General features: G+C 69.0%; 19 protein-coding genes and 1 pseudogene. 16 read left to right on the forward strand and 4 right to left on the reverse strand.

Annotation, left to right across the window (positions count from 1 at the left end; genetic code table 11):
• Positions 1 to 6 precede the first annotated feature (6 nt).
• Both aroQ and ACGHC0_RS15050 read right to left on the reverse strand, forming a co-directional pair.
• Entirely contained in the window at positions 7 to 459 is a 453-nt protein-coding gene (gene aroQ, locus ACGHC0_RS15045) for a type II 3-dehydroquinate dehydratase (RefSeq protein ID WP_368351749.1), read from the reverse strand.
• 173 nt (positions 460 to 632) lie between these two features.
• Complete coding sequence (locus ACGHC0_RS15050) at positions 633 to 995, reverse strand: hypothetical protein (RefSeq protein WP_415265997.1); 363 nt, start codon at positions 993 to 995, stop codon at positions 633 to 635.
• Between the two features lie 178 nt (positions 996 to 1,173).
• Between ACGHC0_RS15050 and ACGHC0_RS15055 the strand changes: the two genes are divergently transcribed.
• The 15 genes and pseudogenes from ACGHC0_RS15055 to ACGHC0_RS15125 all read left to right on the forward strand — a co-directional run bounded on the left by ACGHC0_RS15055 (position 1,174) and on the right by ACGHC0_RS15125 (position 17,642).
• The gene (locus ACGHC0_RS15055) at positions 1,174 to 2,988 is read left to right on the forward strand and encodes a glutamine--tRNA ligase/YqeY domain fusion protein (RefSeq protein ID WP_415265998.1); all 1,815 of its coding nucleotides are present in this window, start codon (positions 1,174 to 1,176) and stop codon (positions 2,986 to 2,988) included.
• A 35-nt stretch (positions 2,989 to 3,023) separates the two neighbouring features.
• Entirely contained in the window at positions 3,024 to 3,431 is a 408-nt protein-coding gene (locus ACGHC0_RS15060) for a phage holin family protein (RefSeq protein WP_013595233.1), read from the forward strand.
• Positions 3,432 to 3,576: 145 nt separating this feature from the next.
• Entirely contained in the window at positions 3,577 to 5,205 is a 1,629-nt protein-coding gene (locus ACGHC0_RS15065) for a rhodanese-like domain-containing protein (RefSeq protein WP_415265999.1), read from the forward strand.
• A gap of 152 nt (positions 5,206 to 5,357) precedes the next feature.
• The gene (locus ACGHC0_RS15070; protein WP_415268424.1) at positions 5,358 to 6,209 is read left to right on the forward strand and encodes a transporter substrate-binding domain-containing protein; all 852 of its coding nucleotides are present in this window, start codon (positions 5,358 to 5,360) and stop codon (positions 6,207 to 6,209) included.
• Between the two features lie 102 nt (positions 6,210 to 6,311).
• On the forward strand, positions 6,312 to 7,262 hold the full coding sequence (locus tag ACGHC0_RS15075; RefSeq protein ID WP_415266000.1) for a transporter substrate-binding domain-containing protein: 951 nt from the start codon (positions 6,312 to 6,314) through the stop codon (positions 7,260 to 7,262).
• Positions 7,259 to 8,761, forward strand: a complete 1,503-nt coding sequence (locus ACGHC0_RS15080) for an FAD-binding oxidoreductase (protein WP_415266001.1) — start codon at positions 7,259 to 7,261, stop codon at positions 8,759 to 8,761. The genes ACGHC0_RS15075 and ACGHC0_RS15080 overlap by 4 nt, the downstream gene beginning before the upstream one ends.
• Positions 8,758 to 10,044, forward strand: a complete 1,287-nt coding sequence (locus tag ACGHC0_RS15085) for an aminotransferase class I/II-fold pyridoxal phosphate-dependent enzyme (protein WP_415266002.1) — start codon at positions 8,758 to 8,760, stop codon at positions 10,042 to 10,044. Before ACGHC0_RS15080 ends, ACGHC0_RS15085 begins: the two co-directional genes overlap by 4 nt.
• A complete protein-coding gene (locus tag ACGHC0_RS15090; RefSeq protein ID WP_368351757.1) occupies positions 10,041 to 10,793 on the forward strand; it encodes an amino acid ABC transporter permease in 753 nt (250 codons plus the stop codon). Before ACGHC0_RS15085 ends, ACGHC0_RS15090 begins: the two co-directional genes overlap by 4 nt.
• Positions 10,783 to 11,601: an amino acid ABC transporter permease gene (locus ACGHC0_RS15095; RefSeq protein ID WP_415266003.1), complete on the forward strand. Its 819-nt coding sequence runs from the start codon at positions 10,783 to 10,785 to the stop codon at positions 11,599 to 11,601. Before ACGHC0_RS15090 ends, ACGHC0_RS15095 begins: the two co-directional genes overlap by 11 nt.
• Positions 11,588 to 12,457 carry an amino acid ABC transporter ATP-binding protein gene (locus ACGHC0_RS15100; protein WP_415266004.1) on the forward strand — a complete coding sequence of 290 codons (870 nt, stop codon included), beginning with the start codon at positions 11,588 to 11,590 and terminating at the stop codon, positions 12,455 to 12,457. The genes ACGHC0_RS15095 and ACGHC0_RS15100 overlap by 14 nt, the downstream gene beginning before the upstream one ends.
• A gap of 40 nt (positions 12,458 to 12,497) precedes the next feature.
• Positions 12,498 to 13,139, forward strand: coding sequence for a cysteine dioxygenase family protein (locus ACGHC0_RS15105; RefSeq protein WP_026432530.1), 642 nt, complete (start codon positions 12,498 to 12,500; stop codon positions 13,137 to 13,139).
• Complete coding sequence (gene metC / locus ACGHC0_RS15110; protein WP_415266005.1) at positions 13,136 to 14,404, forward strand: cystathionine beta-lyase; 1,269 nt, start codon at positions 13,136 to 13,138, stop codon at positions 14,402 to 14,404. The genes ACGHC0_RS15105 and metC overlap by 4 nt, the downstream gene beginning before the upstream one ends.
• A gap of 144 nt (positions 14,405 to 14,548) precedes the next feature.
• Positions 14,549 to 15,012 (forward strand): annotated as a pseudogene (locus ACGHC0_RS15115) (transposase); the annotation flags it as partial.
• A gap of 249 nt (positions 15,013 to 15,261) precedes the next feature.
• Positions 15,262 to 16,734, forward strand: a complete 1,473-nt coding sequence (locus ACGHC0_RS15120) for an AAA family ATPase (RefSeq protein WP_415266006.1) — start codon at positions 15,262 to 15,264, stop codon at positions 16,732 to 16,734.
• Positions 16,731 to 17,642: an HNH endonuclease gene (locus tag ACGHC0_RS15125; RefSeq protein ID WP_415266007.1), complete on the forward strand. Its 912-nt coding sequence runs from the start codon at positions 16,731 to 16,733 to the stop codon at positions 17,640 to 17,642. The genes ACGHC0_RS15120 and ACGHC0_RS15125 overlap by 4 nt, the downstream gene beginning before the upstream one ends.
• Positions 17,643 to 17,774: 132 nt before the next feature.
• Here the strand turns inward: ACGHC0_RS15125 and ACGHC0_RS15130 are convergent, their stop codons facing one another.
• On the reverse strand, positions 17,775 to 18,485 hold the full coding sequence (locus tag ACGHC0_RS15130; RefSeq protein ID WP_415266008.1) for an SDR family oxidoreductase: 711 nt from the start codon (positions 18,483 to 18,485) through the stop codon (positions 17,775 to 17,777).
• A 135-nt stretch (positions 18,486 to 18,620) separates the two neighbouring features.
• Here ACGHC0_RS15130 and ACGHC0_RS15135 point away from each other — a divergent pair, with 135 nt between their 5' ends.
• Positions 18,621 to 19,499 (forward strand): LysR substrate-binding domain-containing protein, encoded by an 879-nt coding sequence (locus ACGHC0_RS15135; protein WP_415266009.1) that lies wholly within the window; start codon positions 18,621 to 18,623, stop codon positions 19,497 to 19,499.
• A gap of 63 nt (positions 19,500 to 19,562) precedes the next feature.
• Here ACGHC0_RS15135 and ACGHC0_RS15140 read toward each other — a convergent pair whose 3' ends face one another.
• Positions 19,563 to 21,779 carry a rhodanese-like domain-containing protein gene (locus ACGHC0_RS15140; protein WP_415266010.1) on the reverse strand — a complete coding sequence of 739 codons (2,217 nt, stop codon included), beginning with the start codon at positions 21,777 to 21,779 and terminating at the stop codon, positions 19,563 to 19,565.
• Positions 21,780 to 21,889: the final 110 nt, after the last annotated feature.

The following is a 21,889-nucleotide window of genomic DNA, read 5'->3' on the forward strand; positions in this document are numbered from 1 at the left end:
CGGCCATCACCAGCCGGCCACCGCGTCGATCGCCAGGGCGTAGCCCGGCACTCCGAACCCGCACATCACGGCCCGTGCCGCGCTGGCGATATGGGAATGGTGGCGGAAGCTCTCGCGCGCATGCACGTTGCTGATGTGCAGCTCGACCAGCGGCACCCCCGTCCCCTTCACGGCATCGAGCAGGGCCACGCTGGTGTGGGTGTAGGCCGCCGCGTTCAGCACCACGCCGGCCAGCCGGCCCGCGGCGTGCAGGCGGCCGGCCTCGTGGATCCAGTCCACCAGGTCGCCTTCGTGGTTGCTCTGGCGGAACTGCAGCGCCAGCCCGTGGCGGGCGCAGGCGGCTTCGCAGAGCTGCTGCACGTCGGCAAGGGTCTGCGAGCCATAGACGGCGGGCTCGCGGGTGCCGAGCAGGTTCAGGTTGGGGCCGTTGAGGACGAAAACGGAACGGGGCGTGGTCACGGGGGCTTTACTCCAGGGACGGGCACCGGCGCCCTGCCGACTCCGGCACGGCCCGCCGCGCGCATCCGTCGTCATTCATTATCCATGCCGCAAAAAAAGAAGGGCCCCCTTGCGGGGGCCCAAGTGGGCGGCCGTGGCGAACGGGCCGCCCGGGGAGGATGCGCAGGCCGGGCTCAGCGCCAGTAGCCGCCGCGGTGCCAGTGGGGGGGACGGTTGTAGTAGCCATACCCGCCGTACACCACCGGAGGGGGCGGCGCGTAGTACACCGGGCGCGGGGGCGGCACGTAGGCCACGGGCGGCGGTGCGTAGTACACGGGCGCGGGGGGCGAGTAATACACGGGCGGCGGGGCCACGTAGGTCACCGGGGGGCTGTAGATGACACCCGGGCCGGCGCCCACGCCCACCGAGACGCCGGGGGAATTGACGCCGATGGACCAGAACACGTCGCGCGCCTGCGCGGCACCCGAGGCGGCCAGCAGGGCCAGCCCGACGCCGGCCGCGGCGACGATGGCTGCGAAGGAACGGCTTTTGGTCATGGAAGTTCTCCTTGGAAACGGGCCCGGCGCCGCCGGGAAGGCGGGGACGAGCCCCATGCGCTCTGTAACGCGCCACATGCCCCGCAGGATGGCACAAATGCCGAACAATCTTGTTTCCGGACGTAGCGGCGTTTGTTGCAGGGGGTTACCGGCAGGGGCGGCACCCTAGAATGCGTCCATGAGTTCGCATGCCCCCTCCCCCGCGACGGCCGAGTCCGCCAAACCGAGCAATTTCCTGCGCCAGATCATCGAATCCGACCTCGCCCAGGGCACCTACGCCCAGGCCCGCTGGGCCGGCACGCCGGGCGACGCCGCCCACCACGCCGCCGGCCAGCCCGACCCCGCGAAGATCCGCACCCGCTTCCCGCCCGAGCCCAACGGCTACCTGCACGTGGGCCATGCCAAGAGCATCTGCCTGAACTTCGGGCTGGCGCGCGACTATGGCGGAGTGTGCCACCTGCGCTTCGACGACACCAACCCCGAGAAGGAAGACCAGGAATACGTCGATGGCATCATCGATGCCGTGCGCTGGCTGGGCTTCGACTGGACGCAGATCGGCCAGGCTCCCGGCACCGCCGCGCCCTACCAGGCGAGCGACTACTTCGATTTCATGTACCGCGCGGCCGAGTACCTGATCGAGACCGGCCACGCCTACGTGGACGAGCAGAGCCCCGAGGAGATGCGCGCCAACCGCGGCGACTTCGGCAAGCCCGGCGTGGACAGCCCCTTCCGCGCCCGCACGCCCGCCGAGAACCTCGCGCGCTTCCGCGAAATGCGCGACGGCCAACTGCCGGATGGGGCAGCCGTGCTGCGCGCGAAGATCGACATGGCCTCGCCCAACATCAACCTGCGCGATCCGGCCATCTACCGCATCAAGCATGCCGAGCACCACCACACCGGCAACAAGTGGTGCATCTACCCGATGTACACCTTCGCGCACCCCATCGAGGACGCGCTGGAGCGCATCACCCACAGCATCTGCACGCTGGAGTTCGAAGACCAGCGCCCCTTCTACGACTGGCTGCTGGACCGCCTGGCCGAGGGCGGCCTGATCGCCACGCCCCAGCCGCGCCAGTACGAGTTCGCGCGCCTGAACCTCACCTACGTGGTGACCAGCAAGCGCAAGCTCAAGCACCTGGTGGACAACGGCATCGTGAGCGGCTGGGACGACCCGCGCATGCCCACCATCGTCGGCCTGCGCCGCCGTGGCTACACGCCCGAGGCCCTGCAGCTGTTCTGCGAGCGCATCGGCGTGACCAAGGACTACTCCTGGATCGACTACGCCACGCTGGAAGGCTGCCTGCGCGAGGACCTGGAGAACCAGGCCCACCGCGGCATGGCCGTGCTGGACCCGGTGAAGCTCGAACTCACCAACTGGGACGGGCTTTTCGGCGCCGGCCACCTCGAGCCCTGCCAGTTGCCCGCCCTGCCCCATCCGCCCGAAGGCACGGAAGCGCCCGTGCGCCACTTCACGCTCGGCAGGGAAGTCTGGATCGAGCGCGAGGATTTCGAGGAAACCCCGCCCAAGGGCTACAAGCGCCTCTTCCCGGGCAACAAGGTGCGGCTGAAGGGCGGCTACGTCATCGAATGCACGGGCTGCGAGAAGGATGCCGAAGGCAAAGTCACGAAGGTGCTCGCGACGGTGGTGCCCGACACCAAGAGCGGCACGCCCGGGGCCGACAGCGTGAAGGTCAAGGCCGCCATCACCTGGGTGGGCGTGGCCGACGGCGTACCCGCCGAGGTGCGCCTGTATGACCGCCTGTTCACCGATGCCCAGCCCGATGCCGGCGGCAAGGACTTCCTGGCGCTGCTCAATCCGGACAGCCTGAAGGTGGTGACCGCCTATGTCGAGCCCTCCCTGGCCGGTGCGCAGCCGGACGAGAAGTTCCAGTTCGAGCGGTTCGGGTACTTCGTGGCGGACCGCAAGGACCATGCCCCGGGCAAGCCGGTATTCAACCGGGTGACCGGCCTGAAGGACAGCTGGGGCAAGTAGCCCCGGCGATACCCGCGCAACGCAGGAGCCCCACCATGCTGGCCAACCTCACGCCCTTCCTGCTCCACTGGGCCATCACGGCGTTCGCGCTGTGGGTGGCCAGCCATGTGTTCAAGGGGCTGCGCTTCGGCAGCACCGGCGCCCTGGTGGTCGCCGCCCTGCTGCTGGGCCTGGCCAATGCCGTGGTGCGCCCGCTGCTGGTGGTGCTGACGCTGCCGCTCACGCTGCTGACCTTCGGGCTCTTCCTGCTGGTCATCAATGCGCTGGTGCTGATGCTGGTCGGCAAGCTGGTCAGCGGCTTCCATATCGACGGCTTCTGGACCGCTTTCTGGGCCAGCATCTTCATGTCGCTGCTGAGCCTGCTGCTGGGCAGCTTCGTGCTGGGTGGATCGCCGGAATTCACGATCCAGAAGGGGCCGGCGGCAGGGCCGTTCTGGCTGTAGCCCCAGGCGGGGCACGCGCCCGCGCGCCATGCGGGAGGTGTGCGGAAAACGACTATGCATAGTCGAAACCGTTCTGCCGCGCCGTGGGGCTGGGCGGCGGTTCGGCGCTATGGTCGGCGGTTTGCCCTTTCTTCACGCAACCGCCATGCCCGCACCGACCCAGTCCGCTCCCGTACCGCCCCCGACCGTTGACGCCGCCACCGTGCGCACCTGGCTGAACGACGGCCAGGAGATCGCCCTGCTGGACGTGCGCGAAGCCGGCCAGTTCGGCGAAGGCCATCCGTTCTTCGCCGTACCGGCGCCCTACAGCCGCCTCGAACGGGACGTGCCCCGGCTGGTACCCCGCCGCGGCACGCGCTCCGTGCTGATCGACCAGGGCGATGGCGTGGCCGCGCGCGCGGCCGGCCGCCTGGCCGGGCTGGGCTACACCGACCTGCACGTGCTGGACGGCGGAGCGCCAGGCTGGGCGGCCGCCGGCTACACGCTGTTCCAGGGCGTGAACGTGCCGTCCAAGACCTTCGGGGAACTGGTGGAGCATGCGTTCGGCACGCCGCACATCGGCCCGGCCGAGCTGCAGCGCCGCCAGCAGGCGGGCGAGCCGCTGGTGCTGCTGGATAGCCGCACGGTGGAAGAGCACCGCAAGATGACCATCCCGGGGGCCCTGCCGGTGCCGAACGGGGAGCTGGCACGCCACTGGAGCGCACTCGCCCCGGATCCGGCCACACCCATCGTCATCCATTGCGCCGGCCGCACGCGCAGCATCGTCGGGGCGCAGATCCTGCGCAGCCTGGGCGTTCCCAATCCGGTGCTGGCCCTGGAGAACGGCACCCAGGGCTGGGCTTTGTCCGGACTGGCGCTGGAGCATGGCAGCGACCGCGCGCCGGCCGGTCCGCCCGAAGCAAGGGCCGCGGACCGTGACCGGGCCGCCCGTGTCGCCGCGGAGGCCGGCGTTCCCAGGCTGGATGCCGCCGGAGCACAGGACTGGATCGACGATCCGGGCCGCACCACCTACGTGCTCGACGTCCGTACGGCGGGCGAGTTCGCGGCCGGCACGCTCGCCGGAGCACGCCACGCACCGGGCGGCCAGTTGCTGCAGGCGACCGACCAGGTCATCGGTGTGCGCCGCAGCCGCGTGCTGCTGCTGGACGACGATGGCGTGCGCGCGCCGGTCGTGGCCACCTGGCTGCGTCGGCAGGGGCATGAGGCGGCCACCGTGGAAGGCGGAATACATGCCCCGCTGAAGCTGCCGGCCCCGGCCGGCGTGGCGTTGCCGCCCTCCGTGCCGCAGATCGCGCAACAGGCCCTGCCGGCCTGGCTGGCGGCCGAGCCGGCGCCGCCGCTGCTGCTGGACGTGCAGCCCTCGCCGTCCTACCGCCGGCAGCACGCCCGCGGAGCGCGCTGGTCGGTGCGCCCACGCGTGGCCGCAGATCTGCGGGATGCCGCGCAGGCACTCCGCCCGCCGCTGCTCATCCTGGCGGCCGACGCCGAAAGCGCCGCGCTGGCAGCCAGCGAGGTCACGCCCGGGGATGCGTCCAGCGTGCAATGGGCGCTGGCGTCCGACTGGGTGGCCGCGGGGCTGCCGGTGGAAAGCTCGCCCGGCGTGCCGGCCGACGGGGACGCGATCGACTATCTGTTCTTCGTGCACGACCGCCATGACGGCAACCTGGAGGCGGCCCGCCGCTATCTGGCCTGGGAGACCGGCCTGATTGCCCAGTGCGCCCCGGACGAGTTGTCCGGCTTCCGCCTGCCCGCCGCCGTACCGCACGGCGGCTGACGGGTGCGAGCGGCTGGCGCGCCCGCCGCATATCGATCCTCGGAAACGTTTGTTGCCGCATGCCGCGTGGCGCCAGAAGATCGGGACCTGTTCGCTTTCCCACGGGCGCCCCTTCCGGCTCCGCTTCCCTCCTGCCAACGATGCTCCACTCCATGCGCCACGCTCCCGCCGCCCTCCGCCCCCACGCCCCGCTCCTGGCCGGCATCGCCGCCGTGCTGACCCTGACGGCCGCAACGGCCCATGCCGACGCCACGTTCGACAAGATCCGGCAGCGCGGAAAAGTCACCATCGGCGTGCTGGTCAACGGCGGCCCTTTCGGCTCCATCGATCCGGCCACCCAGCAACTGGTGGGCTGGAACCCCGAACTCGCCCGGGCGCTGGCCAAGGGTCTGGGGGTGGAGGCCGACCTGGTGCAGGTGCAGACACCGACGCGCGTGCAGTTCCTGCAGGCCGGCAAGGTCGATCTGCTCATCGCCGCCATGGAGCTGAACCCCGAGCGCGCCGCCATCCTGGGCTATGCGCCCACGCCCTTCTACCGCGTGGGAGGCACGGCCGCAGTGCGCAATGACAGCGGCATCCAGAAATGGGAAGACCTGCGCGGCAAGCCGGTGTGCCTGTCCCAGGGCAGCAGCTATGCCAGGCCGCTCACCGCCGAATACGGTGCGCAGGTGCAGGGCTTCAAGAGCGCTTCCGATTCGCTGCTGGCGCTCAAGGGCGGCAATTGCGTGGCCGCCGTGCACGACAGCACGCTCATCCATCCGCTGCTGCGCACCAACGCGGAGTGGAGCCAGTACGCCGCCCCGATCACCACCGAACTGCTGCCCGCGCCGTCCGTGGTCTGGACCCGCAAGGGCGAGGCAGACACCATCGCCGCGGTGGACAAGGTGGTCCAGGACTGGCACCGCACCGGCTGGCTGATCGCCACCGAGAAGCGCCTCGGCATCGAGCCGCCCAACCCGCTGCTGCCCGAACTGCAGGCGAAGTTCCAGGCCCCGGCCCACTGAGGCCGGCGACGCGCACGCCTTTTTCCGCCCCGCCCTTCCACCCGTGCTGACCCAGCCCCGCGCTGCGCGGGGCCGGGCAGCGCCTTGCCCGGATATCCGTCCATGCCCTACCGCCACCGCGCTCCGTTCGCCGCCCTCGTTCCCCTCGCCGCCGCGCTGGCCATCGCCGCCCTCGCGCCCGCCGCGCACGCCGACGCCACGCTCGACAAAGTCCGGCAGCGCGGCAAGCTGGCCGTGGGCATCGACGGCGCCAGTCCGCCCTTCGGCCGGCTCGATCCCGCCACCGGCAAGACCGGTGGCTACCAGACCGCGCTCGCGGCCGACATCGCGCGGCGCCTGGGCGTGCCGCTGGAGACGGTGCCCGTCACCGCCTCCACGCGCGTGCAGTTCCTGCAGAGCGGCAAGGTGGACCTGCTGATCGCCAACATCCAGTGGACGCAGGAGCGCAGCGAGATCCTGTCGTTCGCTCCCACGCCCTACGACCTGGTCGGCGGCGCGGCGCTGGTGGCCAGGGCCAGCTGCATCACGAAGTGGGAAGACCTGCGCGGCAAGGTGGCCTGCGTATCGCAGGGCAGCAACTTCGCGAAGCCGCTGGCGGAAACCCACGGCGCCGTGGTCAAGGGCCTGCGCGGCATTCCCGAATCGCTGCTGGCGCTCAAGGGCGGCACCTGCGCCGCGTCGGTGCACGTGCAGCCCGCGCTGTACGAGACCCTGAACGGTCCCAATGGCGGCGAATGGAAGGACTTCGCGCTGGTCGGATCGCGCGACCAGCTGATTCCCTCGCCCACCGTGGTGTGGACGCGCCGCGGCGAGGCCGACACGCAGGCCTTCGTGGACAAGGCCGTCCAGGACTGGCACCGCTCCGGCTTCCTGCTGAAGCTGGCGCGCGAGAACGGCGTGCCCGACGCCTGGATCGCCGAGCGCCACCAGCGCGCGCTCCAGGGCCGGTTCGACCGCGCGCCGTACGACTTCGCGGTGTACACCGGCGCCCAGGCTGCGGCTTCCGGTGCCGGTGCCTCGGTCACCGCGGCCGCCGAAGCGGGGAAGCCATGAGCTCCGCCGCGGCATCCATCGCGGACCGTACCTGGGAAGGTGCCGGCACGGCCGAGCCCCTGCTGGCCGAACTGCGCGGCGCGCTGGGCGATGCCCACGTGCTCACCGGCGCGGATGCAGAGGGCCACCTGACAGACCAGCACCGCCGCCTGACGGGCCGCGCGCTGGCCGTGGTGCGCCCGGCCGACACGGCCCAGGTGGCCCAGGTGGTGCGGCTCGCGCGGCGCCACCGCACGCCCATCGTGCCGCAGGGCGGCAACACCGGGCTCATGGGCGCGGCCACGCCGGACGGCAGCGGCCGCGCCATCGTGCTCTCGCTCGCGCGGCTGAACCGCGTATGCGCCATCGATACCGACAACGATACGCTGACCGTGGAGGCCGGCGCGGTGCTGGCCGCCGTGCAGCAGGCCGCGCGCGAGGCCGGCCGCCTGTTCCCGCTCAGCCTCGGTTCGGAAGGCAGCTGCACCATCGGCGGCAACCTCGCCACGAACGCGGGCGGCACCCAGGTGCTGCGCTACGGCAACGCGCGCGAACTGGTGCTGGGGCTGGAAGTGGTCACGGCCGAGGGCGAGGTGTGGAACGGCCTGCGCAAGGACAACACCGGCTATGCGCTGCGCGACCTGTACGTGGGCAGCGAAGGCACGCTGGGCATCATCACGGCCGCCACGCTCAAGCTCTATCCGCTGCCGCAGTCGCAGCACACCGCCCTGCTGGCCTTCGGCTGCATCCACGACGCAATCGCCTTCCTCGGCGCGGCACGTGCGGGCTTCGGTGCCGGCCTCACGGCATTCGAGCTGATGTCGGATACGGCACTGGGCCTGATCGCGCAGCACGTGCCGGAGCAGCCGATCCCCCTGGCCCTGGGGGCACCCTGGTACGCACTGGTCGAGCTGTCGGACAGCGAAGGCGAGGAGCACGCACGCGAACGCTTCGAGGCCGTGGTGGGCCAGTCCTTCGAGGACGGGCTGGTCGCCGATGCCGCCATCGCCGAGAGCCTGGCGCAGGGCGAAGCGCTCTGGCGCCTGCGCGACGAGGCCCTGGGCGAGGCGCAGAAGCGCGATGGCAGCAACGTCAAGCACGACGTGTCGGTGCCGATCTCGCGCATTCCCGACTTCCTCGCGGAGACGGCCGCGGCGCTGGAGGAACGATTTCCCGGCGTGCGGCCCGTGGCCTTCGGGCACCTGGGCGACGGCAACCTGCACTACAACGTCTCGCACCCCGCGGGCGGCTCGCCGTCGGACGTGTTCGCCGTGGAGGACGCGATCCACGAGACGGTGCACGACAGCGCACACGCCCACGGCGGATCGATCAGCGCGGAACACGGCATCGGCCAGACCAAGCGCGACCTGCTGCCCCGCTACAAGAGCGCGGTCGAGCTCGACCTGATGCGGCGGCTGAAGGCCGCGTTCGACCCACTCGGCCTGCTCAATCCCGGCAAGGTCCTGCCACCCGCAGCCACGCCGCTGCGCCTGCACCCCGAAGCAAGCCCCGCCCCATGACCTCCGCCCCCACCTTTCCGCTGTCGCAACGCGTGCAGCGCGCACGCCTCTCGCCCAACGCCGCCGCCAGCGCCCGCGCAGCGGCCCTCGCGGCCCAGGGGCGCGACGTGATCAGCCTCACCACCGGCGAACCCGACTTCGACACGCCCGAGCCCATCAAGCAGGCTGCCATCGCCGCCCTGCAGCGCGGGGAAACCAGGTACACGCCCACGCCGGGCACGGCGGCACTGCGCCAGGCCATCCGCGCCAAGTACGCGCGCGACTACGCGCTCGACTACTCCGCAGGCCAGATCACCGTGGGCAATGGCGGCAAGCAGGTGATCTACAACGCCTTCGCCGCCACGCTGGACGCGGGCAGCGAGGTGATCGTGCCCGCCCCCTACTGGCCCTCGTTTCCGGACATCGTGCGCGTGAACGACGGCACGCCCGTCATCGTGCCCTGCGACATCGGCGCGGGCTTCAAGCTCACGCCGGCCGTGCTGGAGGCCGCCATCACCCCACGCACGCGCTGGCTGGTGCTGAACACGCCGGGCAACCCTTCGGGCGCGCTCTACGATGCGGCCGAACTCGCCGCCCTGGCGGAGGTGCTCCGCCGCCACCCGCAGGTGCTGGTGCTGCTGGACGAGCTCTACGAACACATCTGGTTCACGCCCGAAGCACCGGCGCACTGGCTGCAGGTGGCACCTGACCTGAAGGAGCGCACGCTGCTGGTGAACGGCGCCTCCAAGACCTATGCGATGACGGGCTGGCGCATCGGCTGGGGCGCCGGTCCCGCCGCCCTCGTTCAGGCCATGGTGGTGATCCAGTCGCAGGCATCGTCCGGCCCCAATTCGGTGGCGCAGGCCGCCGTGGTGGCGGCGCTGGAGTCGGCCGACCAGTCGTTTCCCGCCCAGGCGCGCAGTGCCTATGCGCGCCGTGCGGAACTCGTCACGCAGGCCGTCAACGCCGTCCCGGGGCTGTCGCTGCTGCCACCCGGCGGCTCGTTCTTCGCCTTCGTGCACTGCGGGGGTCTGATCGGCCACGTGCGGCCGGACGGACAGGTGATCCGGACCGACTCGGACCTGACCGAATGGCTGCTCGAATCGGAAGGCGTGGCGGCCGTGGACGGCCCCTCCTATGGCCTCTCGCCCTACTTCCGCATCTCCACCGCGGCGAGCGACGCGGTGCTCGCGGATGCCACCGCCCGCATCGCCCGCGCCGTGGCCGCGCTGCGCCCGCCGCAGGCTGCGCCGGCGCCCGCCCCCACGGCGGAGCGCGTGCCGGACGCCGAGGCCGCGGCATGAGCGACACGAGCCTGCTCGCCCAGGGCGTGGACGCGCTGCGTGGCGTCGGCCTGAACTATGCCTTCGTGCTCGACGCCGCCGAGCGCCAGGCCTTCGTGCGCGGCATGGGGGTGACGGTGCAGCTGGCACTGCTCACCATTCCCTGCAGCCTGGCGGCCGGGGTGGTGCTGGCGGCCTGCATGACCTCCGGGCGCGCCTGGCTGGCCGGCCCTGCGCGCGCCTTCGTCGAGGTGACGCGCAACACGCCGACGCTGGTGCAGCTGTATTGCGCCTTCCTCGTGCTCAACATGCTCATCACGCAGCAGCTGCGCGACTGGGGCGCAGGCCAGAACCCGCTGACGCCGTTCGTGTGGGTGGTCGTGGTCGTCTCCCTGCACAAGGGCGCATTCCACGCCGAGGCGCTGCGCGCCGGCATCGAGGCCGTGCCCGCCACCACGCTGGAGGCCGCGCGCTCGCTGGGCTTCTCGCAGCGCCAGTTGCTGGCGCGGGTGCAGCTGCCGCTGGCCGCCCGCTTCGCCCTGCCCTCCCTGGTGAACAACCTCGTGGACCTCGTGAAAATGACGGCCGTGGCCTCGGCCATCGCGGTGGGCGACGTGACGTACGAATCGATCATGATCTGGTCGCAGCGCGACAACGTGCTCGAACTGCTGCTGCTCATCCTGATCTGGTTCGGCCTGCTGACCTGGCTGGTGAGCCTGGCGGGCCGCTGGCTCGAAGAACGCTGGAGGATGCCCGGTTATGGCCAATGACGCCGTCCTGGGGTCGGTGCCTGCCGCCCCTCTCCTGCATGCGGTGCGCAGCAGCGCACGCAACCCGTGGCTGCTCGGCGCGGTGGCGGCCCTGGCCGTGGTGGCCGCGTGGAATGCCACCGGCACCACGCCGCGCGCTGTCGGGCACCTGTGGAACTGGCTGCCGGCGCTGCTGCGCGGCCTGTGGGTGAACATCGAGATCAGCGTGCTGGCGGTGGCGCTGGGCTCGGCCGCGGGCCTGGTGGTGGGCGCGCTGTCGCTGTCGCCCGTGCATGCCGTCCGCGTCGTGGCGCGCTGCTACGTGCAGGTGTTCCGCAACGCCCCCATCCTGGTGCTCATCTACTTCACCACCTATGTGTTCCCGTTCGAGGTGCACCTGGTGCAGTGGACCTTCCCCTTCCCAGACTGGGTGAAGGTGGTTCTGGGCCTGGCGCTGCCCACCAGCGCCAACGTGGCGGAGATCTTCCGCGGCGCGATCCAGTCCATTCCCGCCGCGCAGTGGGAAGCCGCGCAATCGCTCGCCTTCCGGCGCAGCCAGATCTTCCGGCTGGTGGTGCTGCCGCAGTGCGTGCGCCGCATGCTGCCGCCGTGGATGAACCTGTACGCCAGCATCACCATGAGCACCTCGCTGGCCTCGCTGGTGGGCGTGCACGACGTGGTGGACACGGCCCAGATCGCCAGCAACACGGTGGCGCGCACAGACTTCACCATCCTGGTGTATTTCACGCTGCTGGCGCTGTTCTTCGCCTACTGCTACCCCATCGCCCGCGCCACGCGCGCCCTGGAAAAACGCCATGAACGCCACTGACGCCTTCCTCACCTCCCTGAAACCTCCTGCGCGAGAAGCCATCGCCCCCCTCGTACACCTGCAGGACGTACACCTGTCCTTCGGCGACAACGCGGTGCTCAAGGGCATCGACGTGCAGGTGCGCCGCGGCGAGGCGGTTTCCATCATCGGGCCCTCGGGCTCGGGCAAGTCCACCATCCTGCGCTGCATCACCGGCCTGCTGCGGCCGCAGCGCGGAGAGATCGTGGTGGGCGGCACGCGCGTGCACCGGCTGCGGACGGAAGCGGACCTGATCGCGCTGCGCAAGCGCGTCGGCTTCGTGTTCCAGCAGTACAACCTGTTTCCCCACCTCACGGTGCTGGAAAACCTGGTGATCGCTCCGACCCGCGTGGTGGGCCGCGACCGCGCGGCGGCCGAACGGGAAGCGCGCGCACTGCTCGACAAGGTGCGCCTGTCGCACAAGGAAACCGCCTACCCCGGCGAGCTTTCGGGCGGCCAGCAGCAGCGCGTGGCCATCGCGCGGGCACTGGCCATGCAGCCCGAGCTGATCCTGTTCGACGAGGTGACCTCCGCCCTGGACCCCGAGACCGTGGGCGAGGTACTGACCGTGATCCGCGACCTGGTGAAGGACGGCATGACCTGCGTGCTGGTCACGCACGAAATGCGCTTCGCCGAAGAGGTGAGCGACCATGTGTACTTCACCGAGGCCGGCCGCATCGTCGAGCACGGCCCCGCTGCGCAGATCTTCGGCAACCCGCGCAGCACGCGCACCCGCGAGTTCCTGCAACGCGCGCTGGGCGAAAGCGCCCGGACGCGCCAGGCTCCCGCCACCCCCACCCCGCCGCTGGCCTTCAACCAGCTGCGCTTCGCCCTCTGACTTCCATCTGACACCGCAACCGCCATCCTCCGGAGAACACATGACCACGACCTCCACCCCCACCGCAGCCACGTCCACCGCCGAGCGCCGCCGCCAGGCCGTCGATGCCGCCCTGGCCGACGTGCGCCGCCTCACCGCGCAGGGCACGCCCGACCGTGCCGCGCTCTCGGCCATCACCGGGCGGCTGGAGCAACTGGCCGCGCACAGGGACCTGTTCAGCCGCGCGGACTTCCCGCCGCCTGCGGAGACGGCCGGCGTGGGCGCCTCCACGCGCTACCGCCTCAACCCCGCGGACGGCGACGGCGGCCTGGCGCTGTACCTGAACTCCATCAACCCCGGCAAGACCACCGCACCGCACAACCACACCACCTGGGCCGTGATCGTGGCCGTGGAAGGCCAGGAGGTGAACCGCCTGTACGAGCGCACCGACGACCGCAGCGACCCCGCCCGCGCGCGCATCCACGTGGCGCGCGAATTCACCGTGCAGCCTGGCGCGTCCATCGCCTTCCTGCCCGACGACATCCACAGCATCGCCGTGGTGGGCACCGAGCCCACGCTGCATTTCCACCTGTATGGCCAGCCGCTGGAGACGCTCACGGGCCGCGTCGCGATCGACCCGGACACCGGCGAAGTCAAGAACTACAACGCCGCCTACTTCCGCCCCAGCGAGGCCGTGGCATGAGCGGCCCCGATATCCGCCAGCACGGCAACCCACACCCCGCGCCGCTCGGCGCCGCCACCCGGCTGCTGCATGCCGGCGCGCCCGCGCTGCGCGGCGGCTCCGGCCCCGTGAACGTGCCCGTGGTGCGCACCAGCACCGTGCGCTTCGGCAGCACCGCGGACCATGCGGAGCACCACCACCGCCGCGCGGCAGGCGAGCGCGTGGCCTCGTACGGCCGCCACGGGCTGGACACGCACCGTGCGCTGGAAGACGCCGTGACCGCGCTGGAGGGCGGCCACCGCGCCTTCCTCGCGCCCTCGGGCCTGGCCGCCATCACGCTGGTGCTGGTCGCCCTGCTCTCGCCCGGCGACCACGCCCTGGTGGCCGACAGCGTGTATTCGCCCGTGCGGCGCGTGGACGCCACGCTGCTGCAGCGCCTGGGCATCACGCTCGAATACTTCTCGCCCTCGCAGGACGACCTCGCCGCGAAGATCCGGCCGAACACCCGGCTGATCTACGTCGAATCGCCCAGCTCGCTGCTCTACGAGGTGCTGGACCTGCCCGCCATCACCGCCGTGGCACGCGCGCGCGGCATTCCCGTGGCCACGGACAACACCTGGAGCGGCGGATGGTTCTGCCAGCCCCTCCGACTGGGTGCCAACATCTCGATCCAGGCGGCCACCAAGTACATCGCCGGCCACTCGGACGTGATGCAGGGCATCGTCGTCACCGATTCGGAAGAGCTCACCGGCAGGATCGCCACCGCCTACGAAGCGCTCGGCCTCACCGTGGGTGCCGACGACGCCTACCTGGCCCTGCGCGGCGTGCGCACCCTGCCCGTGCGCCTGGCGCAGCACCAGCGCCACGCCACGCGGGTGGCCGAATGGCTGCAGGAGCAGCCGCAGGTCGGGCGCGTGTTCTACCCGGCCCTGCCCTCCGACCCGGGGCATGCGCTGTGGAAGCGGGATTTCTCCGGAGCGAGCGGGCTGGTGTCGTTCGCGTTCGCGGACGGCAACGGCGGGAATGGCCATGGCGGCGTGGATGCGCGCGGCGCGAATGCGTTCGTGGATGCCCTGCGGTTTTTCGGCATCGGGGCGTCGTGGGGTGGGTACGAAAGCCTGGCGCTGGTGGCCCAGCCGGAGCGGCTGCGGGAGCACAGTGCGTGGACGGGGACTGCGCCGGTGGTGCGGCTGCATGTGGGGCTGGAGGATCCGGAGGATTTGATTGGGGATTTGGAGCAGGCGTTGGAGGGGGTGGCGACTCGGGGGTGGTTGGCGGCGGCGTGAGAAGCGCCGGCGGCTTTGCAACGATTGCAGCCGTTGCGGCGTCGGGTTGACCTCACGCTGATCGCCATCAAGCGGTCGCGGGCCCGAGTCTGTCTGGACTTTTGTGTGCGAGGCATAGCATGACGACCCGGAGCATCTATGCCAATGAGCAAGACGAAGTTGAAGAACGCGGCCATCGCGGCCAAGTCGGCGGCGTTGCCGTCCATCCCCAGGAACTGCTTGACCAGTGCGTGACCGGCCCCATGACCGGGGAGGCGGTCAATGCCGCCTCTATGGCGTTCAAGAAGGCCCTGATCGAGCGCGCCCTGGGCGCCGAGTTGGGCCACCACCTGGGCTACCCCAGCGGCGCGAACAAGCCCGAGCCCGGCACCAACCAACGCAACGGCACGAGCGGCAAGACCGTGCTGACCGAGGACGGTCCGTTGCGCATCGATGTTCCGCGCGACCGTGATGGCTCTTTCGATCCGCTGCTGATTGCCAAGCACTAGCGGCGCTTCACCGGGTTTGACGACAGGATCGTGGCCATGTACGCACGCGGCATGACCGTGAGCGAGATCCAGGCCTTCCTGGTCGAGCGTTACGCCACCGAGGTCTCGCCCGAGTTCATCATCTGGCTGTCGCTGCGCAACATCACGGTCGACTGGGGTCGTGCGGCGCACAACTGGAAGGAGGCGATGAACCAGTTCGCGATCCTGTACGAAGAGCGGTTCACCAGGACTGCCCTGTAAGATCAAGACCGACTCTTCCACGCGGCGGTGGGTTCGTCAAAACTGCCAACCGTTGGCCTGGAAAAATCTCAAAGCGCCTCGAACACAGAAATTCGGACAATCCCCAGCAGTCGCTTACAGTGGCGCAACATGATCATCCAGTCTTTCAGCACAGGCCAAAATGGACCTTTCGAATCTCCGTTCGCTATAGCTCCCGGTTTGAATGAAAAACCTCAAGGGCATATCACAGTCCTCATCGGTGAGAACGGAACACGCAAGAGTCTGGCGCTTTCTATGCTCATGACAGGGGCTCTTGATCAAAAAAAGTACAATGGCCATGGCTACTCGCCTCTTGCTGTTGATCTCGCTTGGGAGGGCCGCAAGCCGAGCAGGGTGGTTGCCGTTTCGTTGACGCCGTGGGATCGATTCCCACGATCACGAGCGCTGACGGAGCTCTCAACATCGATTCCCGGGTTGGGATACCAATTCGTTTACATCGGTCCTCGGTCCAGGCATGGAGCGGTTAGCACCCGTTACAGCGAAGCTACTTTCGGCGCGGTGATTATGGAAAACTGCATTTCGTTCCAAGAGCGCGCTGAAACGCTGGCACCGATATTCGAGCGACTCGAACTGTTTCCGGCCGTAGGCATTCGATTCGCGGCTCGGTGGGGTACTCAACGTACGCCCATTCGAGCTACTGACGACTCAGTTGCTCGCTTGCGAGCGGTCGTTAAGCAGCGGGCACGGACAGTGGATCGCAGCCTCGACTTCTCAGAGCATTGGAAGAGAACTATCGCCGAATTCGCTGCGAAGATCGAAGCTGACGATACGGCGTTGGAGTTCTTGGTGTCATCGCTGAATCAAGCGCGATCGCCTCGACTCTCTTGCTGGATTACGCCAAACGGACCTAAGTTCCTGCGAGGTTACAAGTCAATTGCAGATTGGAGATGCGCGCTTTATCTGGGGCTGTTCGAAGTAGACGGAGTATATTTTTCGAGCAACGGCACCACGTTTCCAACCGATCCAAAGGAGGCAGTGCGGGAATCTGACTTGAGTTCTGGGCAGTGGAGTTGGCTTTTTAACCTGACCTCGCTGTGCGTGGCGCTCGACGACGACTCGCTAGTCTTGATTGATGAACCGGAGAACAGTCTTCATCCGAGTTGGCAGCGAGACTTCATTGCGACTCTTTCGGGGATATTAAAGTCCTGCGAGCGCTGTCATGCTGTCGTAGCCACTCACTCAGCACTCATCGCATCTGGCGTTCGCGACGGTATTGGAAATGTTCGGTGTCTCTCTTTAAGGGAGCAGACCTTCGCCAACGGATCCCGCAAGGAGACGAGCGTCAGCGAGAAGCCGACTTCCAATACTTACGGCGCACAGGTGGATGACGTGTACAGGGAGTTGTTTAACCTACCATCAACCCGCACGCCAGAGTTCATGGCTCGGATTGACGGTTTGCTAGCTTTGATCGGCGATGCGAAAGGCCAGCGTCCCATCGTGCCGGCAGAAGATGTCGAGTACATTGAGGCAGCTCGCGAGCGACTGCCGACACACGATCCCTTACGGCATATCCTCGGAGCGATCGCTGAGAGCGTTGTCTCTGACAAAGGTGAGATGAAATGAGCAATGTCGGCAACGAGCGTGTTTTGCATGAGCGCGTCGATACCTCATTACTTCCGGCCAGTCTCAAGGCTCGCGTTGAATCTCATACTGGAGCGACCTGGAGCACTATGCTTGATGGCATCGCTGATCTACGAGTCTGGCTCTTAACCGCCCAGAAGTACCGATGCGTTTATTGCCAAGTAGCCATTCATGGAGTCTCAGTTGGCCTGTGCGAGCTTGATCACATACTTCCAAAGGGAGCATCATCGAAATGCGATGAAGGCAAAGCAAAGACGAACCTCTATGACAATAGGCAGCATACGGTGGGGTATCCTGACTATACGTTCTTCGTAACCAACCTAGCTGCTTCTTGCAAGCAGTGCAATTCTTCGAAGAAGAGCTTCGACCCTCTGGCGGACCGATCCAAACCGTTGATTGATTTTCCTACGAAAGAGGCCGACTACGCCTGGGTTCATCCACATTTCGATAACTATTCAAAGTGCATCGTCATCAACGAACACTGGTTGTACTCCTGGTTGAACTCGAAGGGCGAGCACACCATCAAAGCGTGCAAGCTCGACAACGGCGACGTGCTAGCTCGACGACACTTCTCGGAGGGCCTGGCGACGAGGAGCAAAGACCTCGATCATTTTCTGTTTCAACTCATTGGCCGGGTTGACGAGATCGGGCATCGCGACATTGTGAAAACCTTGTGTGATCGCTTTGACCTGTCAGCGGAACTGGCAAGCACCCTAGTCGAACTCTGGGGCAACGCTCGCCGTCAAGCTTCGGATTTGGAGCGTATTGGACAGGAGACCTGTGCGCTTCTTGGAAAGGAAATGCTAAGTCGGACGCCAAACCCGCCACCTGCGGAAGGTGAAGCGAACGCGGATGGAGCTCTACTAAGCTCAGCGAAAAATGAGGGGTAACGAAGTTTGGAATGACCGGTGACGGTCGGCGCTGAAGTGCAGATCAATGAATGCGAATGACACAATCCAGACTTAAGCCGACTACCGCTGCCTAAATTAATTGGCTACCGACCAACCGCCCTCCACCAAACCTCACCCCGCCCGCACCACCCCTCCATCCACCCGCAGACTCTGCCCCGTGATGTAGCCCGCCCCCTCCGACGCCAGGAACGCCACCGTCGCCGCCACCTCCTCCACCCGGCCGTACCGCCCCAGCGGGATCGACGCGCGGCGCTCTTCCCACTCGGGCAGGCTGTCGATCCAGCCCGGCAGGACGTTGTTCATGCGGATGTTGTCGCGCGAAAAGCTGTCCACGAAGATGCGTGTGAACGCGGCGAGGCCCGCGCGCATGACGGACGAGGCCGGGAACAGCGCGCTGGGCTCCAGCGCCCAGGCCGAGGAGATGTTGATGATCGCTCCGCCCCGGCCCTGCCTCTGCATGCGCGGCACCACGAGCCGCGTGGGCCGCACCACGTTGAGCAGGTAGGTGTCCATGCCCTGCAGCCAGTGCTCGTCGGAGAGTTCCAGCAGTGGGGCCCTGGGGCCATGGCCGGCGCTGTTGACCAGCACGTCGATGCGGCCCCACCGCTGCTCCGCGCGCTCCACCAGGGTGCCGAGGTCTTCCAGCGACTGGTTCGATCCGGTCACGCCCACGCCGCTGAGTTCCTCGGCCAACGCCTCGCCCTTGCCGGACGACGAGAGGATGCCGATGTGGAAGCCGTCCTCCGCCAGCCGGCGTGCCGCAGCCGCCCCGATGCCGGATCCGCCCGCGGTGACCAGTGCCACCTTTTTTTCTACTGCCATCACCATCTCCTTCGCCGTCATGGCCATCCTTGTGTACCCCCAATGGGCATGCACTGATTGTGGAATCGCGCGGTGCTTTCAGGTCGGGAGATTGCGACAGCCCAGCTGCTCCGATTCAGTAGAAAATCTACACCCATGACCACACCCCTCGCCCGCATGCCCTCGCTCAATGCCCTGCGCGCCTTCGAGGTCGCGAGCCGCCATCTGAACTTCCGGCTGGCCGGGCAGGAGTTGGGCGTTACGCAGGGCGCGGTGGCGCAGCAGATCCGCGCGCTGGAGGCGGAGCTGGGCATGAAGCTGTTCGAGCGGCATCCCCGCACGCTGGCACTGACGGCCAACGGGCAGCGCTATGTGGTGGGCGTGCGCCGCGCGTTCGACCTGCTCGCGGAGGCCACGCGGGGCCTGCGGCCCGAGCCCGGGCACCTGACGGTGAGCGTGACGCCGACCTTCGCCACCAAGTGGCTCATGCCCCGGCTGGGGGCCTATACGCAGGTCCATCCGGCAACGGAGCTGCGCGTGCTGGCGACCGAGCGGATTTCGCACTTCCAGACGGAGGCGATCGACCTGGCCGTGCGGTACGGCCGGCCGCCCTTCGGCCCCGGACTCCAGGGCGACCTGCTGTTCGAGGAGTGCCTCGTGGCCGTGGGAAGCCCGCAGGCGCAGGCACGGTGGGCGGGCGCGGGCCGCACCACGCTGCTGCACGACGGGCAGTCGTCCTGGGAGGAATTTTTCGATCGGTGCGCACCCGCCGGCGTCCTGCCCGCGGACACGGCGCAGGCGATCCGTTTCAACCAGACAACGCTGGCGATCGATGCGGCGCTGATGGGCCAGGGCCTGGCCCTGGTGCAGGAGCATTTCGTGGCACAGGACCTGGCCGCGGGCCGGCTGGTGCAGGCCTGCGCGGAGAAGCTCCGCACCGATGCAGGCTATTACCTCGTGTGCCCGCGCAAGCAGCGCCACCCGGAGGCGGTGGCACAGGCGAGGCGGTGGTTCCTGCAGCAGGCCGGGCCATGATGCCGCGGTGACCACGCGGTGACCGCCCGGTGGCGGGCCGCGCCCCCACCCCGCGGGCGTGGGCTATGCGGCCGCAGCCACCAGGCGGATGCCCGTCTGCCCTTCCCGCTCCAGCTGCGCCACCAGGCCCAGTTCCCAGTCCAGATACTCGCGGAAGCCCGCGTCCCGCAGTTGCAGGTCGCGGTGCGCGTACGGGCTGTACCAGTGGTCGTCATCGCCGGTGAGCACGCCGGCATCGCCCGTTTCCACCGGCAGGCCGGTCGCGGCCCAGGCCGCGGTGCCGCCGGCGATCGCGCGCACGTCGCGGCCGGTGCGGGCGGCCAGCTCGGGCGCCACGGTGCGGGGCAGCAGGCCGTCGGGCGAGGTGAGCAGCACGGCCTGGCCGGCGGGCAGGTCGGCCACGAAGGCCGCGAGGCGGTCGGGCACGGCGAAGCGCGCGCCGGCGATGTGCTGGCGCTCGAAGGCGGTGCGCCGGTCCACGTCGAAGACGGCGGCATGGCCCTGCTCCAGCAGCGCCCGGGCCTGCTGCGGCGAGACCAGCGGCCCGGGGGTGTGCGACGCGAGCACGCGCACCGGCTCGGGGCCGGTTTCCAGCGTGGCCAGGGGCGGCGGGGCGAACACGAATACCTCGTGGCCGCCCAGCTGCGCGAGCCAGGCCCCGGTGGTGAGCGCACGCACGCCGTCCCAGTCGGCGAGCACGATGCGGGCACCGCGCGTGCCGGCGTATTCATCGGTGGCCTGCACCAGCTGGCCGCCGGGGGCCCAGCGCCAGCCTTCCAGGTGGCCGGCCTCGTATTCCTCGCGCGTGCGCACGTCGAAGCGGTAGAGCGTGCGCTCGTGGGCCTGGGCCTCCAGGCGTGCCAGGCCGGTGGCATCGATGCGCTGCACTCCGGCGCGCTGCGCCACGGCGGCCGCGCGCTCGCGGGCGGCCGCCAGAGTCGCCGGCGAGGGCTCGGGCAGCGGCGTGCTGCGGCCGTGGGCGAGCGTGCGGCCGGTAAGCAGCCAGTCCATCGTGCCGTTGCGCAGCGAGGCCACGCGGTTGGGGATGCCGGCGTCGATCAGCGTCTGCGCGCCGACGATGCTGCGCGTGCGGCCCGCGCAGTTCACCACCACGAAGGTCCCGGGGTCGGGCGCCAGCTCGCCGATGCGATAGACCAGTTCCGCGCCCGGCACGCTGTGCGCGAAGGGCAGGCTGAAGGCCGCGAATTCCTCGGGCGTGCGGCTGTCCACCACCACGATGTCGTCGCCGCGCGCGATGCGCTCGTGCAGCTCGCCCGCATCGATCCAGGGCGTGTGTTTCTCATGCTCGATGACTTCGCCGAAGGCCTTGCTGGGCACGTTGGTGCCGCTGAAGACCTCGTAGCCCGCGGCGGCCCAGCCATCGGTGCCGCCCGCCAGCACGGAGACGTTGCGCCAGCCCAGGCGCACCAGCTTGGCGGCGGCCTCATGGGCCAGCGTCCCGTCGCCGTCCACCAGCACGGTGCGCGTGCCGCGGCGCGGCACCAGCCGGTCGATCAGCAGCTCCAGCCGCCACGCCGGCGCGGAGGCCGCGAACAGGATGTGGCGGTGCGCGAACACGCCGGTCTCTCGCACGTCGAGCACGGCGATCTCCTCGCCGTCGTGCAGCGCGGCCTTGAGCGCCTGCGGCGTGATGAGCGCATGGCGTATGGACTTCGGGGGGCCGAAAGTGCGGTAGATGCCGCCCTCGCGCGTCTCGAACACCACGCGGCCGGGCATGCGGTCCAGCGCGCGGCCGTAGAAGTGCAGGTGCAGGCCGGGCTCGTCGCCCACGAGTTCGATGGTGTGCACGTCGGTGGGCGAGAGCTGCACCGAGACGCCCGGGACCACGTCCACGGTCTTCCCGGCCGCGAGCGCGTCGCGCGCCGGATCGGCCGTGGTGCTGCGTTCGTAGAACACGTTGCGTTCGTTGCCCGAGATGCCGGCGATGATGGCCCAGGTGGTGTGGTCATGCGGCGGCTGGGCCTTGCCCGGCTGGCCGGCCGAGATGTAGAGCGCATGGCGCCCGCCCGGCTCTTCGCTGAGGCGGTACACCTGGGCGGGGTTGTCCTCCGACACCGGGAAATGCGCGGCGGGGAACAGTTCGCGCTGCAGGCCGAGCTGCTCCAGGGCCGCGGCCACGGCGCGCAACTGGTCGGGCGTGGCGGCTTCGGGGTCGGGCACCAGGCGGCGCGCGGTGGCGATGAAGGCCGCCACGGCGGCAGCGCGGCGGCTGGCGATGTCGCTGCCGGAGAAGTCGAGGGAGAGGGATGTCTGGGTCATGGGGGGGCCTTTGGCAAGAGCGACCCATACGTTAGGCACCCGGTGCACCGTTCGCCAACGACGGAAACCGGCTATCGATATGCGGCCCGCGCCCCCCCCCCCGGGCAGGC

The sequence above is a fragment of the Acidovorax sacchari genome, from assembly GCF_042847045.1.
Taxonomy (GTDB): Bacteria; Pseudomonadota; Gammaproteobacteria; order Burkholderiales; family Burkholderiaceae_C; genus Paracidovorax; species Paracidovorax sacchari.

Excerpts from the sequence above, each read along its gene's own strand:
- ACGHC0_RS15050 (WP_415265997.1), bottom strand. The coding sequence starts at position 995 with ATGACCAAAAGCCGTTCCTTCGCAGCCATCGTCGCCGCGGCCGGCGTC.
- ACGHC0_RS15055 (WP_415265998.1), top strand. The coding sequence starts at position 1,174 with ATGAGTTCGCATGCCCCCTCCCCCGCGACGGCCGAGTCCGCCAAACCG.
- ACGHC0_RS15060 (WP_013595233.1), top strand. The coding sequence starts at position 3,024 with ATGCTGGCCAACCTCACGCCCTTCCTGCTCCACTGGGCCATCACGGCG.
- ACGHC0_RS15065 (WP_415265999.1), top strand. The coding sequence starts at position 3,577 with ATGCCCGCACCGACCCAGTCCGCTCCCGTACCGCCCCCGACCGTTGAC.
- ACGHC0_RS15070 (WP_415268424.1), top strand. The coding sequence starts at position 5,358 with ATGCGCCACGCTCCCGCCGCCCTCCGCCCCCACGCCCCGCTCCTGGCC.
- ACGHC0_RS15075 (WP_415266000.1), top strand. The coding sequence starts at position 6,312 with ATGCCCTACCGCCACCGCGCTCCGTTCGCCGCCCTCGTTCCCCTCGCC.
- ACGHC0_RS15080 (WP_415266001.1), top strand. The coding sequence starts at position 7,259 with ATGAGCTCCGCCGCGGCATCCATCGCGGACCGTACCTGGGAAGGTGCC.
- ACGHC0_RS15085 (WP_415266002.1), top strand. The coding sequence starts at position 8,758 with ATGACCTCCGCCCCCACCTTTCCGCTGTCGCAACGCGTGCAGCGCGCA.
- ACGHC0_RS15090 (WP_368351757.1), top strand. The coding sequence starts at position 10,041 with ATGAGCGACACGAGCCTGCTCGCCCAGGGCGTGGACGCGCTGCGTGGC.
- ACGHC0_RS15095 (WP_415266003.1), top strand. The coding sequence starts at position 10,783 with ATGGCCAATGACGCCGTCCTGGGGTCGGTGCCTGCCGCCCCTCTCCTG.
- ACGHC0_RS15100 (WP_415266004.1), top strand. The coding sequence starts at position 11,588 with ATGAACGCCACTGACGCCTTCCTCACCTCCCTGAAACCTCCTGCGCGA.
- ACGHC0_RS15105 (WP_026432530.1), top strand. The coding sequence starts at position 12,498 with ATGACCACGACCTCCACCCCCACCGCAGCCACGTCCACCGCCGAGCGC.
- metC (WP_415266005.1), top strand. The coding sequence starts at position 13,136 with ATGAGCGGCCCCGATATCCGCCAGCACGGCAACCCACACCCCGCGCCG.
- ACGHC0_RS15120 (WP_415266006.1), top strand. The coding sequence starts at position 15,262 with ATGATCATCCAGTCTTTCAGCACAGGCCAAAATGGACCTTTCGAATCT.
- ACGHC0_RS15125 (WP_415266007.1), top strand. The coding sequence starts at position 16,731 with ATGAGCAATGTCGGCAACGAGCGTGTTTTGCATGAGCGCGTCGATACC.
- ACGHC0_RS15130 (WP_415266008.1), bottom strand. The coding sequence starts at position 18,485 with ATGGCAGTAGAAAAAAAGGTGGCACTGGTCACCGCGGGCGGATCCGGC.
- ACGHC0_RS15135 (WP_415266009.1), top strand. The coding sequence starts at position 18,621 with ATGACCACACCCCTCGCCCGCATGCCCTCGCTCAATGCCCTGCGCGCC.
- ACGHC0_RS15140 (WP_415266010.1), bottom strand. The coding sequence starts at position 21,779 with ATGACCCAGACATCCCTCTCCCTCGACTTCTCCGGCAGCGACATCGCC.